Source organism: Caulobacter sp. D5, assembly GCF_003185805.1.
In the GTDB taxonomy this organism is placed as follows: domain Bacteria; phylum Pseudomonadota; class Alphaproteobacteria; order Caulobacterales; family Caulobacteraceae; genus Caulobacter.
In genome coordinates this window covers 1-12,629 of sequence record NZ_QHJY01000007.1, presented here as the reverse complement: position 1 = coordinate 12,629, position 12,629 = coordinate 1, and the positions used below count along the sequence as shown (strand labels likewise).

General features: G+C 69.4%; 9 protein-coding genes. 4 read left to right on the top strand and 5 right to left on the bottom strand.

Going from position 1 to position 12,629, the window contains the following annotated elements:
• The 5 genes from DMC18_RS00785 to DMC18_RS00765 all read right to left on the bottom strand — a co-directional run.
• Positions 1-417: biotin/lipoyl-binding protein (locus DMC18_RS00785; RefSeq protein ID WP_146217934.1), on the bottom strand; the 417-nt coding region annotated here is incomplete at its 3' end.
• Positions 414-2,549 (bottom strand): type I secretion system permease/ATPase, encoded by a 2,136-nt coding sequence (locus DMC18_RS00780; protein WP_110121448.1) that lies wholly within the window; start codon positions 2,547-2,549, stop codon positions 414-416. The genes DMC18_RS00785 and DMC18_RS00780, both read right to left, overlap by 4 nt.
• Positions 2,550-3,081: 532 nt before the next feature.
• Entirely contained in the window at positions 3,082-5,358 is a 2,277-nt protein-coding gene (locus DMC18_RS00775) for a TonB-dependent receptor (RefSeq protein ID WP_110121449.1), read from the bottom strand.
• Between the two features lie 244 nt (positions 5,359-5,602).
• Entirely contained in the window at positions 5,603-6,856 is a 1,254-nt protein-coding gene (locus DMC18_RS00770; RefSeq protein WP_110121450.1) for a gallate dioxygenase, read from the bottom strand.
• An 11-nt stretch (positions 6,857-6,867) separates the two neighbouring features.
• Entirely contained in the window at positions 6,868-8,649 is a 1,782-nt protein-coding gene (locus tag DMC18_RS00765; protein ID WP_110121451.1) for a tannase/feruloyl esterase family alpha/beta hydrolase, read from the bottom strand.
• 248 nt (positions 8,650-8,897) lie between these two features.
• Between DMC18_RS00765 and DMC18_RS00760 the strand changes: the two genes are divergently transcribed.
• From DMC18_RS00760 to DMC18_RS00745, 4 genes are read left to right on the top strand one after another with little or no spacing between them, the layout of a single operon-like run.
• The gene (locus tag DMC18_RS00760) at positions 8,898-9,593 is read left to right on the top strand and encodes a 4-carboxy-4-hydroxy-2-oxoadipate aldolase/oxaloacetate decarboxylase (RefSeq protein ID WP_110121452.1); all 696 of its coding nucleotides are present in this window, start codon (positions 8,898-8,900) and stop codon (positions 9,591-9,593) included.
• A gap of 4 nt (positions 9,594-9,597) precedes the next feature.
• On the top strand, positions 9,598-10,683 hold the full coding sequence (locus DMC18_RS00755; protein ID WP_110121453.1) for a 4-oxalomesaconate tautomerase: 1,086 nt from the start codon (positions 9,598-9,600) through the stop codon (positions 10,681-10,683).
• A complete protein-coding gene (locus tag DMC18_RS00750) occupies positions 10,680-11,558 on the top strand; it encodes a DUF1932 domain-containing protein (RefSeq protein WP_110121454.1) in 879 nt (292 codons plus the stop codon). The genes DMC18_RS00755 and DMC18_RS00750 overlap by 4 nt, the downstream gene beginning before the upstream one ends.
• Positions 11,558-12,505: a LysR substrate-binding domain-containing protein gene (locus DMC18_RS00745; protein ID WP_158285822.1), complete on the top strand. Its 948-nt coding sequence runs from the start codon at positions 11,558-11,560 to the stop codon at positions 12,503-12,505. The genes DMC18_RS00750 and DMC18_RS00745 overlap by 1 nt, the downstream gene beginning before the upstream one ends.
• Positions 12,506-12,629 lie beyond the last annotated feature (124 nt).

The window sequence follows — 12,629 nt, the reverse complement described above, 5'->3', positions numbered from 1 at the left end:
GGCGGTGGAGAGCTCGGTCACCGCGCTTTCGGCGTCGGCGTCGGCCACGGTGGGGTCCAGCGCGATCAGCAGCTGGCCCGGGCGCACCCGCTCGCCCTCGCGCACGGCGATGGCGCGGACGACGCCGGGATCGGAAGGCTCGACGCTGCGCAGGCGCCCGGTGGGCACCAGGCGGCCTTCGGCGACGGCGACCATGTCGACCTTGGCCCAGCACGACCAGGCCAGCGCCCCGAAGGCGGCGGCGACGATGGTCCAGCTGATGGCGCGGCCGATCGGCGACGGCGGGCTTTCGACGATCTCCAGCGCCGCCGGCAGGAAGGCGGTCTCGACCCGCTGGCGGGCGGCGCCGGCGCGACGGCGGCGGTTTTCCTCGCTCCAGGCCTGGGTGAAGACGCGGACGTGGGCGGCCAGACTCATGCCTCCACTCCGTGATGGCCATGCATCTGGGCGCGCCAGAGCTGGGCGTAGCGGCCGCCGGCCGCCATCAGCGTGTCATGGGTGCCGGTCTCGGTGACCTGGCCGTTCTCCATGGTGACGATGCGGCTGGCCATGCGGATGGCGCTGAGCCGGTGGGCGATGACGATCACCGTCCGACCACGGACGATTTGGCGCATATTGGCCTGCAGGATCGCCTCGCTCTCGGCGTCGAGCGCGCTGGTGGCCTCGTCGAGGATCAGGATGCGGGGATTGGTGATCAGCGCCCGGGCGATGGCGACACGCTGGCGCTGGCCGCCCGAGAGGTTGGAGCCGCGCTCCTCCAGCACGGTGTCGTAGCCTTCGGGCAGCTCCAGGATGAAGTCGTGGGCGCCGGCCATGCTGGCGGCGGCCATCACCGCCTCCATCGACAGCGACGGGTCGGCCAGGGCGATGTTCTCGCGCACCGAGCGGTTGAACAGCAGGTTCTCCTGCAGCACCACGCCGACCTGCCGGCGCAGCCAGGCCGGATCGACCTGAGCCAGGTCGACGCCGTCGACCAGCACGCGGCCGCTCTCGGGCACGTAGAGGCGCTGGACCAGCTTGGTCAGGGTGGACTTGCCCGAGCCCGAGGGCCCGACCACGCCGATCACCTCGCCCGGCTCGACCGCCAGGCTGACGCGGCGGATGGCCTCGCGGCCGCCCGGCTTGTAGCGGAAGGTGACGTCGTCGAAGGCGATGCGCCCCTCGATGCGCGGCAGGGCGGCGCGCGAGGGCGAGAACTGGGCCTCGGTCGGGCTGTTGAGCACGTCGCCCAGGCGCGCGATGCCGACCCGCGCCTCCTGGAACTGCTGCCAAAGGCCGGCCAGTCGCAAAACCGGCTCGGCCACGCGGCCGGCCAGCATGTTGAAGGCCACCAGCTCGCCGACGGTCGTGTGGCCGGTCAGGGCCAGGCGCGCGCCGATATAGAGGATCAGGACGGTCGAGGCCTTGTTGATCAGCTGGATCGCCTGGCCGCCCCAGATGTTCAGGCGCGCGGCCTTGAAGCCGGCGGCGACATAGCCGGCCAGCAGGCGCTCCCAGCGGGTCTGCATCTGCGGCTCGACGGCGGCGGCCTTGAGGGTCTGCATGCCCGCGACGCTCTCGACCAGGAAGGCCTGGCTTTCGGCGCCGCGCTGGAAGCGCTCCTCAATGCGCCGGCGCAGCGGGCCGGTGATCAGGCCCGCCGTCAGGGCGTAGAGGGCGATGGCGATCAACACGATCAGCATCAGCCACGGCGAGTAGAACCACATCACCACGAGGAAGATGATCGTGAACAGCAGGTCGATGACCAGGGTGACCGACGACGAGGTCAGGAACTCGCGAATGGTCTCGAGTTCGCGCACCCGGGCGATGGTGTCGCCCACGCGGCGGCTCTCGAAATAGGCCATCGGCAGGGCCAGCAGGTGGCGATAGAGCCGCGCGCCGAGCTCGACGTCGACCCGGCTGGTGGTGTGGGTGAACAGCGCCGCGCGCAGGCCGCCCAGCAGGGTCTCCAGCAGGATCACCGAACCGAGGCCGATGGCCAGCACGTCCAGCGTGGTCAGGCCGCGGTGCACCAGCACCTTGTCGATCACCACCTGGAAGATCAGCGGCGTGGCCAGGGCGAAGAGCTGCAGGGTCAGGGAGGCGGCCAGCACCTCGCCCAGCAGGCCGCGATACTTGACCAGGGCGGGGATGAACCAGGTGACGTCGAACTTGCCGCCGCCGGGAACCTCCGAGCGCGAGGTGACGAGCACCGCCTCGCCGTCCCAGACGGCGAACAGGTCGTCCATCGACAGGGTCTTGGGCGGCTGGCCGGGCCACTGCACCAGAACCTCGCCCGCGACCGCGCGCGCCACGATGAAGAAGTCGCCGGCGCGGCCCTTGGCGATCGCCGGCAGCGGCGCATCTTCCAGCCGTCGCAGCGGCAGGCGGGTCATCTTGGCCTTGGCGCCCATGCGACGGGCGAGGCGGACCAGATCGCCAGTATCCGCCGGCGCGCCCTTGCCCAGGGCATGGCGAAGCTGTTGGGGATCAGCGCCGATCTGATGAAACCCCAGGATGAGAACGAGGCACTGAAGGCCTTCGTCCCCCTCCGCACGCGAACTGGTCACCCTACGCCCCACCACAACCGACACGGGCAGATTACACTTGTCACGCTAAACTTTGCAATTGCGAAACAGCATCGCAAACGCGAAAATTGTGCGCCGGTTTTCGAGGCGTAGAACCGATTTCACTTCAGACCTGAAGCTCTGGTTTCACACCTGCGGAAAGCCCTGCCCGCACCCAGACGCCGACGCCGCCGAAAGGCCGGCGCCCGCGAACAGCGCGACGCCTGAACCTCGCGCAACACCCGAGTTCAAAAGTGGTTTTCCATGATTGCCGGTGGGCGGAACGGGTCGATCGAGAGCGCCGCAGATCGCAGGCCAGCCCCCTGCCCCCACGCGGAGAAGGGCTTGGCCGCAAGATCGCCCGGCGCCTGGAGGACCAATCGATCACCTTGCAGATCGACGGCTCGGAGGGCCACTCCCCCATAGATAGAGTCGGCCAGCCGCCATATCGGCGCCATCCGCCGATCGGGTCGCAACCGGAGAGACAGTCGACAGAAGCCGGCCAGCCCGCGACAGGCTGACCGGCCTTTCCGCCTCAGAAGCGCTTGGTGAACGACAGGGCCACTTCGCGGCCGCGGTTGTAGGCCACCTCGGCATAGCCCGAGCTGGTGCTGAGCGAGGAGTTGCCCGCCACCGGATAGATCTCCTTGGTCAGGTTGTTGACCGACAGCTGCGCCTTCCAGTCGGCGACCTTGTTCTCCAGCACCACGCCGACGTTCAGCTTGGTGATGGCGTCCAGCTGAGCGATCTCCTTGGTGTTGCCGGCGTCGAAGAACTGGCTGTCGGTGTAGACGATCTCGCCGCGCGGGATCAGGGTCAGGTCGCCCGACAGATCGACGGTGTAGGCCACCGAGACGTTGCCCTGCCACTTGGGCGTATACGGCAGCTGGCTGTTGGTGGTGACGGCCGTGGTCGCGCCGACGATGGTCGAGACCTCGTCGATGCTGTCGTCGAGGTAGCTGAAGCCCCCTTCGATGACGAGCTTGTTCGTCGGCACGTAGGTGTACTCGACCTCCAGGCCCTTGATCGTCGCCTTGCCGGCGTTGAACAGGTAGGGCGCGGTGCCGACGCGGTAGGTGAACTGCAGGTCCTCGTAGTTGGTGTTGAAGATGTCGGCGTTGATCCGCAGCTTGCCGCCGAGATCGAGCTTGGCGCCGATTTCGGTGGTCTCGGCCGTTTCCGGCTCGAACGACGGCGGCTGACCCGAGGCCACGACGCCGTTGAAGCGGCTGTTGAAGCCGCCGCCCTTGAAGCCCTGCGACCAGCTGGCATAGGTCATCAGCGCCGCGTTCCAGCGGTACTGCGCCTGGAACGAGCCCGTCGTCGCCGAGAACTTCCGCTCATAGAGCTTGTAGGGCACGTAGAGCACGGTCGGGTTCGAGTAGTTGAACTGATACGGCCGCGAGCCCTTGGTCTCGTCGGTGTAGCGCAGGCCGGCGGTGACGCTCAGGGCGTCCGTCGCCTTGAAGGTCCACTGGGTGAAGGCCGCCCAGTTCTTGTTGCGGACCTCGTTGTTGTTGCTGTCGCGGGTGCCCGTAGGGGCGGTCGGCGGCGACAGGGTGACGGTCAGGATGTCGTCCACGGCCTGGCGGAACAGGAACAGGCCGGCCACGCCGGTCAGGCGCGAACCCGAGTACAGCGCCTGGAACTCCTGGCTGGCCTGGAAGCCCTTGCTGGAATAGTCGGTGGCCAGGATCGGGAACGGGGTGTTGTCGGCGTCGCGGCTGCCGGCCCATTCCAGGGTGCGATAGGCGGTGATCGACTTCAGGGTCAGGGCGTCGGCCAGCCGGTATTCCAGCAGCAGCGAGGCGCCGAGGTTCTCCAGGTCGCTGTTGACCGGGTGGGTGCCGTTGTTGGCGTACTTGCCGGCGTTGTAATAGTCGTTGGCGCAGCGCTTGTCGTTGATCGACGGCACGGTCGTTCCGACCGAGGCCATGCCCGGGCAGCCGGCGGCGTAGCTGACCGCCCGCGGGAAGGCCGAGGTCTCGTTGATGGCGGCGAACACCAGCGGCGCGCCGTTCTCGTCGGACTTGGTGTAGTCGCCGCGCAGTTCGGCGGTGAACTTTTCGGTCGGCGTCCAGCGGACCTTGCCGGTGATCGTGAAGGTGTTGACGTCGCCCAGCTTCTTGCCGTCGTAGAGGCGGGTGACGTAGCCGTCCTGCACGCGCGTGCCGTAGGTGAAGCGGGTCTTGACGGTGTCGGAGATCGGCACGTTCAGCGCCAGGATCCCTTCGCGCAGGTTGTCGGTGCCGAAGCCGGCCTTGAAGCTGCCGCCGAAGTCCTCGCCCGGGGCGGCCGTGGTCAAGAGGATGGCGCCGCCGATGGTGTTGCGGCCGAACAGCGTGCCCTGCGGGCCGCGCAGCACCTGGACGCCGGCGATGTCGCGGAAGTCCATGACCCCGCCGACCGCCGAGCCCATGTAGACGTCGTCGATATAGAGACCGACGCCCGGGTCGACCCCGGCGGTGGCGTCGGTCTGGCCCACGCCGCGGATGAAGATCTGGGCGGCCGCCGAATTGCCGGTCAGCGGCGAGACAGGGGCGAACTGCAGGCTGGGCGTGGCGTCGTCGAGGTCGGCCGTGCTGGCGATCTGGCGACGCTCCAGCATGTCGCCGGTGAAGGCCGACACCGAGACCGGCGTATCCTGGAGATTTTCGGTGACGCGGCGGGCGGTGACGACCACCTCCTCGATGGCGAAGCCGTCCTGCGGCTCGGCCGCCGGCGTCGCCGTCTGAGCCAGAGCCCCCTGCCCCGCTCCGATGAACCCCGTGAACGCCGCCGTCGCGGCCAGGAGCATAGTCTTCCTACGCATCGCACCCCTCCTCCCTAGAGACCTTCGCCTTCGGCCTCCTCGTGGGAGACTTCTCAAGGACGGACCGAGATTTCGGCCAAGGTCAGCTAACAGCGTTCCGGGGATGCGACGGTTATAGATAAACGCGGGAACCTATAACCAAGCCCGGAGCCATCGCCCGGATCGATACGGCCCTCGCCAGGACAAGGAAAATCCCGGCGCGGGAACGCGCCGGGCTCGAAGGTTTCAGAGGAAGCAAGGTTCGTCAGTTACGCGAGACGGAATAGGTGATCTGGGCGTTGCGGGTGGCCAGGAAGGCCTCCAGCGTCAGCCCCTTCATGGACGCGTAGATCTGCGGATTGGGCACGCCCAGCACCGCGCCCAGCTTCTCCAGCACGAAGAAGATGAAGCCGTAGCGGATCATCCCGCCCCAGTCGCGGCGGCGGATCAGGTCGCGTTCCTCGTCGCTCAAGGCCGCGGCCTGGAACTCGGCCTCGGGATCGGCCAGGAACCGGGCGCGGGCGGCCGGATCGACGAGGTTCTGCAGGAAGCGGTTGGCGCGATAGGCCTTGGCGCTGACCTCCAGGGTGAAGGGATAGGTGCCCTCCAGATCCTCGACGCCTTCCAGCTGGCGCGTGGTCTCGTGGCGGACCCGTTCGCGTTCGACTTCGGAAGTGTCCTCGCCCTGATCCTCGTAGCGGACGGTGGCGATGGCGGTCATCGACGGCAGGTAATAGGTGCGGTGATGGCAGGCGACCTTGTCCGACATCGCCCCGCGCATGATCAGCCACATGATGACTTCCGCGCTCTCGAAGCCCCCCAGCTTGGCGTATTCGGCGTGAGTCATGCCGGCCAGGCGATCGGGATCGTGCTGCAGCATGTCGAGGAAAGCCTCGTCCCAGGCGGTGTTGTTGAACCCTGCCCGCTCGCCGTGCACCTGGTGCGACAGGCCGCCGGTGGCGACGATCACCACGCGCTTGTCCTCCGGCCAGGCGTCGATCGCCTTGCGCAGGGCCTTGCCGAGGTCGAGGCAGCGCTTGGCCGAGGGCGCGGGGAACTGCAGCACCCCGCATTGCAGAGGCACGATCGGGATCGGCCAGGTCTCTTCCGGCGGGGTCAGCAGGCACAGCGGCGACAGGCAGCCGTGGTCCAGCGGCTTGTGCTGGAACAGCGACAGGTCGAAGTCCTGGGCCATGACGGCGCGGGCCAGGTAGCGGGCGAACTCCGCATGGCCCGGCACCGCCGGCAGGTCGCGCGGCCCGCCGCCCTCGTCGGCCACGGCGTACTGGTCGCCCACGCCCAGGGCGAAGGCCGAGTAATGATCGAACGAGAACGAGGTGACGTGGTCGTTGTAGATCATCACCAGGGCGTCGGGCTTCTGCTCGGCCAGCCAGTCCTTCAGCGGCTCGAAGGCCTCGAAGATCGGGGCCCAGACGGGATCCTGCGCCAGCTTGCGGTCGCGGGCGTAGCCGATCGTGGGGGTGTGGGAGACGCCGATCGCGCCGATGAGCTTGGCCATGGGTGCTCTCCTCAGGGCTTGGACGGCGCGCAGGCCAGAGCGCCGGCCTCGACGCGGCAGTCCTGGTGGAAACGCGGGGCGATGAACTGGGCGGCGTAGGCGTCGCGGACGGCCGGCTCGGACGCCGGGGTCTTCGGCGCGAAGTTCTCCGGCGCGTCGATCGAACCCGAACCCGTATAGGCCGCCACCTGCGGATAGGCGTAGACCGGCCGCACCCGCTCGGGCTTCAGGGCCGAGGCGTCGGGCATCGGCGCCTGGCGGACGTCGGCGCCGGCCGGCGGCGGACCGGTCATGGCCGGCATGTCGACCTTGGCGGCCACGACGGCGTTGGGCGCAGCGCCGGCCTCGACCCATGCCATCAGTGGACTGACGATGTCGAACTGCGACAGGCCATCCCCGCCGAAGCAGTGATAGAGGCCGGGAAAAAGGAACAGCCGCATCATGGCGTCGGCCTTGGCCTGGCCGAGTTCCGCCACCACGCCGTTGCGATAGGCGATGGTGTTCAGCGGCGAGATGTGCGGGTCCGACCAGCCGTGCCACAGGATCAACTTGCCGCCCTTGGCCGCGAAGGCCGACAGGTCGGTGTCGGTGGCGTCGTAGAGGCCATGAGCCCAGCTCAGGCCCGCGAACTGCTCGGGCGTGAACTTGAAATCGGCCAGGCTGTAGTCGGCCGGCGGATTGGTCTGCGACAACACGTACTTCACCGGCTGCTCGGCCATGCCCCAGCTGCCCGGGACCTGGTCGGCCGAGCGCGGCACGAAGACGCCGGCCCAGGACAGCTCCGAGCCGACCTGAGGCTGGCCCAGGGTGAAGGCCTTGCCGGCGGCGTCGCGCGGGCCGTCGTAGAGCTTGCGGGCGGTCTCGACCTCGGCGGGCGTCAGGCAGGCGTCGCTCGCCTGGCCGGGCTTGCACTGGGCGACGACAGGGTCGAAGCGGCAGGCGCGCGGGTCGTCGATCTGGCCGTCCTCGAGGCCGTCCACCGCGTCGCACGAGGCCAGGGCGGCGGCGTGCAGGATCGGCAGGCGCGAGGCGACCAGGATCGCCTTGCCGGCCGCGTCCATGTTCGAGCGGGCCTGCCAGGCGTGGTAGAAGCTGTTCTGGACAGTGAAGACCATGGCCGGCGCGCCGGCCGCGATCCCGTCGAAGTCGCCAGGGAAACGCTGGGCCTCCATCAGGGCCTCGCGGCCGCCGTCCGAGCAGCCCGAGAAATAGCTGTAGCGCGGCGCCTGGCCGTAGAACCTGGCGATCAGAGCCTTGGAGGCGACCGAGGTCAGGTGCACGCCGCGATAGGCGAAGTCGATGCGGGCCTGCGGGTCGGCGCCGAACGCGCCATCGCCCATGGCGGCCATGCCGCCCTTGCCCTCGTGGCCCATGTCGGTCGAGGCCAGGGCGATGGCGCCGTCCTTGACCGGCGTGCAGCCGTCGGCGTGCTCGGTGCGGATGCTCAGCACGCCGCACAGCCCGCCACAGCCGACCTGCAGGTAGCGCTGGGTCCAGCCCGCCGTCGGCAGGCGCAGCTCGAAGCGGATCTTCGGGGCGATAACGCCCTGTACGGCGCAGAAGGCCTGGTCGCCGGAACCGGAGAGCTTGGCGGAACTGATCGTGGTCTTGGCGCCGACGGCGTCGCTGACATCGGCCGAGGCCAGGGCGGCGCAGTCCATCACCGGCTTTACGACGGCGAGGTTCGCCAAGGCGGGAGCCGGCCGCGCGACGGCGACGCCCGCGCCGAACAGGGCCAGGAGGCCGGCCAGAACCGCCGACATGCCGAAGGAACGCAACGAAATCACCAACATCTCCGGTCTCTTCGGGTCATCTCCTCGACGCCGGTAGCAAGCCTTGCGCCCCACCGCGCTATAACAAAATTCCAGGGGCTATAACGTTCTGACCCGTCTCGTGGAGGTTTTGGCCGCGACCGGCGATTTTGGTTATAGCCGCCGCCCAAATTGCATAGCCGCTCCCCCAGGGCCGGGTGCTAGCCAAGCCTCGGCCCGGCGCTTTTCTCGCCGGCGCCGCAGAGATTTTCGGCTTCGGAGCGCTCGCCTTGAACAAGGTCGTCACCAACCCGCCGCGGGCGTCGAAGGAAGCGGTCGAGGGCCTGGCGGCCTTCGGCGTCGCCACCATCCACGAGGCCCAGGGGCGCATCGGCCTGCTGTCGCCCAAGCTGCGGCCGATCTGGCCGGGCGCGCACGTCGCAGGCACGGCGGTGACCGTCTCCTCGCCGCCCTGCGACAACTGGATGCTGCACGTGGCCATCGAGCAGTGCCGACCGGGCGACATTCTCGTCGTCGCTCCGACCTCGTTCAGCGACGCGGGCTATTTCGGCGACCTGCTGGCCACCTCGCTGATGGCGCGCGGCGTCCGCGCCCTGGTCATCGACGCCGGGGTGCGCGACGTGGCCGTGCTGAAGGAGATGGGCTTTCCCGTCTGGTCCAGCGCCATCTCGGCGCAGGGAACGGTCAAGGCCGTGCTGGGCAGCGTCAACGTCCCGGTGGTCTGCGGCGGCGCCCTGATCCACCCCGGCGACGTGATCGTGGCCGACGACGACGGCGTGGTGGTGGTGGCCCGCAAGGACGCCGACGCGGTGCTGGCCGCCTCGGCCAAGCGCGAGGCCGCCGAGGTCGACAAGCGCGCCCAACTGGCGGCCGGGGTGCTGGGCCTGGATCTCTACAAGATGCGCGAGAAGCTCGCCGCCGCCGGCCTCGTCTATGTCGAGCATACCCAGAATGGGGACGCCTGAGCCCATGCAGACGGCCATTCCCTGCGCCGTCCTGCGCGGCGGCACCTCCAAGGGCCTCTATTTCCGAGCCGAGGACCTGCCGGCCGACGAGGCCCTGCGTGACCGCGTGCTGCTGGCGGCCATGGGCTCGCCCGACGAACGCCAGATCGACGGCTTGGGCGGCGCCGACAGCCTGACCAGCAAGGTCGCGATCGTCTCGGCCTCGCAGCGACCGGACGCCGATGTCGACTACCTGTTCCTGCAGGTCTCGGTGGACGAGGCCAAGGTCAGCGACCGGCAGAACTGCGGCAACATCCTCGCCGGGATCGGTCCCTACGCGATCGAGCAGGGCCTGGTCGCGGCTCAGGACGGCCAGACGCCGGTGCGCATCTTCATGCGCAACACCGAAGGCCTGGCGACCGCCCGCATCGAGACCCCCGGCGGACAGGTGAACTACGAGGGCGACTGCCGGATCGACGGCGTGCCCGGCTCGGCCGCCCCGATCCCCATCGCCTTCGCCGACGTCGCGGGATCCTCCTGCGGCGCCCTGCTGCCGACGGGCAACGTGATCGACGTCATCGAGGGCGTCGAAGCCACCCTGATCGACAACGGCATGCCGGTGGTGGTGGTCCGCGCCGCCGACCTGGGTGTGACGGGGAACGAGACCCCGGCCGAACTGGAAGCCTACGCCGTGCTGCGCGCCAAGGTCGAAGCGATCCGCCTGGAGGCCGGACGGCGCATGAATCTCGGCGACGTCACCGACGCCACCGTGCCCAAGATCACCCTGGTCTCGCCCCCAACGGCGGGCGGCGCCCTGTCGACCCGCAGCTTCATCCCGCACACGGTGCACAAGGCCATCGGCGTGTTCGGCGCGGTCAGCGTCGCCACGGCCGTTTGCCTGAAAGGCTCGATCGCCGCCTCGGTCGCCAGCCTGCCGGACGCCTCGGGCGAGATCGCCGTCAGCGTCGAGCATCCGACCGGCGAGTTCACCGCCCTGCTGACCCTGTCAGACGGGGGCGAAGTGGTCTCGGCCGCCCTGCTACGCACCTCGCGCCTGCTGATGACTGGCCAGGTCTTCGTGCCGGCCAGCGTCTGGGACGGCCGCCGATGAGCCCGCGCCTCGCCCTGATCGGCTTCGGCGAGGTCGGCCAGACCCTGCACGTCGACCTGGCGGCGGCGGGATTTATGGACATCGTCGTTCACGACCGCCTGCTTGCCGATCCGACGTCGGGACCATCCAAGGCCGCGATCGGCGTACGCACGGCGGGCGACATCGCCTCGGCCTGCGCGGACCGCGACCTCGTCATCAGCGCCGTCACCGCCGGCGAGGCGGTCAATGTCGCCCAGGAAGCCGCGCCGCATCTGGGCGAGGCGTTCTTCCTCGATCTCAATTCCGTCGCCCCCCAGACCCGCCAGGCGCAGGCCGTGCTGATCGACCGCTATGTCGAGGCCGCCGTCATGGCCCCGATCGCGCCCAGGCGGATCAGGACCCCCATCCTGCTCGGCGGACCGCACGCGGCGGCGATCCTGCCTCTGCTCGAGCGCCTGGGTTTTTCCGCCGAGGCGTTCGGCGACGCGGTCGGCGGACCGTCGGCCGTGAAGCTGTCGCGCAGCGTCTTCGTCAAAGGGCTGGAGGCGATCGTCACCGAAAGCCTGGCCAGCGCCCGCCACTACGGCGTCGAAGCCCAGGTGCTGGCCTCGCTGAACAACACCATCCCCCATCCGGACTGGCCGGCATTGGCGCGCTATCTCCTCACCCGTCCCCTCGTGCACGGCCAGCGGCGCAGCGAGGAGATGGCCGAGGCGGCGGTGATGCTGGAGGCGGCCGGCCTGCCCTCGCCCATGGCCCGGGCCACGGTCGAGGTGCACGCCCGCCAGGGATCGCTCGGTCTCGCCAAGTCCGGCGATCAGGCCACCGAGCTTGGGGACTTGCTCGACGCGATCGAGCAGCGGACAAAGTCCCTCGCCAGCCAACGGGAAATCTAGTGCGACGCTACCTGCAACAGCGCCTGAAGTTCCGGCACCTGCGCGTGATCGACGCGATCGCCACGCATGACAGCATCCTGCAGGCGGCGCGGACGCTGGGCCTCAGCCAGCCGGCCCTGACCAAGAGCCTGCAGGAGATCGAGGAGATCGTCGGCGCGCGGCTGTTCGACCGGCACGCCCGCGGCGTTGATCCGACGCCCTTCGGCCTGACGGTGGCCGCCGCCGCCCGCCGGCTGCTGGCCGAGATCGGCCGGCTGGAGGATGAACTCGACGCCCTGGAAGGCGGCGATGGCGGCCCGGTGGTGGTCGGCGCCCTGCCCGTGGCGGCGGCCGGCGTGCTGCCCGGCACCCTGGCCCGGCTGAAGATCGCCCGGCCGGACATCGAGGTGCGGGTCATCCAGGGCCGCACCGAGGAGCTGATCTCGCAGCTGTCGCGGCGCGAACTGGATCTGGTCATCGGCCGCCTCTACACCCTGGCCGAGCCCGACGGCCTGGTGCGCACCCCGTTCTATTCCGAGCCGATCTCGGTGGTGGCGCGAGCCGACCATCCGATCTTCGATCGCCGGGATGCGACGGCGGCGGTGCTGGCCGACTATTCGCTGGTGCTGCCGACGGTCTCGCAGCGGGTGGGCCAGGAGATCGACGTGCTGCTGGCGGAGATGGGCGTCGCCCCGCACCAGCCGCTGCGCTCCAGCTCGGTCGCGATGATCCGCGAGATCCTCTACGCCACCGACGGGGTGGCGGTGATCCCGCACATGATGCTGGCCGGCGACCTGCTGCGCGGGGCGCTGCGGCTGCTGCCGCTGCCGGCCACCGGGCGTCCGCGCCCGGCCGGGCTGATCCGGCGCGGCGACACGGCCCTGCTGCGCAACACCCAGGCCTTCGTCGACGCCGCCCGGGCCTATGTCGGCGAGATCGAGAGCCGGCTGGCCGGACCGCCCGACTAGCCGGACGCGCCAACGAGAAAAGAACCAGGCAGGGGCGAGGAAACAACGAGGATGCAAAGACCAACGGCTCCCGCGCCATCCGAGAAGATCGGTCGCTATCGCTGGGTGATCGTCAGCCTGCTGT

What these genes read in the sequence shown, in the direction of transcription:
- DMC18_RS00765 (WP_110121451.1), bottom strand. Translation starts at nt 8,649, where the DNA reads ATGTTGGTGATTTCGTTGCGTTCCTTCGGCATGTCGGCGGTTCTGGCC.
- DMC18_RS00750 (WP_110121454.1), top strand. Translation starts at nt 10,680, where the DNA reads ATGAGCCCGCGCCTCGCCCTGATCGGCTTCGGCGAGGTCGGCCAGACC.
- DMC18_RS00770 (WP_110121450.1), bottom strand. Translation starts at nt 6,856, where the DNA reads ATGGCCAAGCTCATCGGCGCGATCGGCGTCTCCCACACCCCCACGATC.
- DMC18_RS00755 (WP_110121453.1), top strand. Translation starts at nt 9,598, where the DNA reads ATGCAGACGGCCATTCCCTGCGCCGTCCTGCGCGGCGGCACCTCCAAG.
- DMC18_RS00775 (WP_110121449.1), bottom strand. Translation starts at nt 5,358, where the DNA reads ATGCGTAGGAAGACTATGCTCCTGGCCGCGACGGCGGCGTTCACGGGG.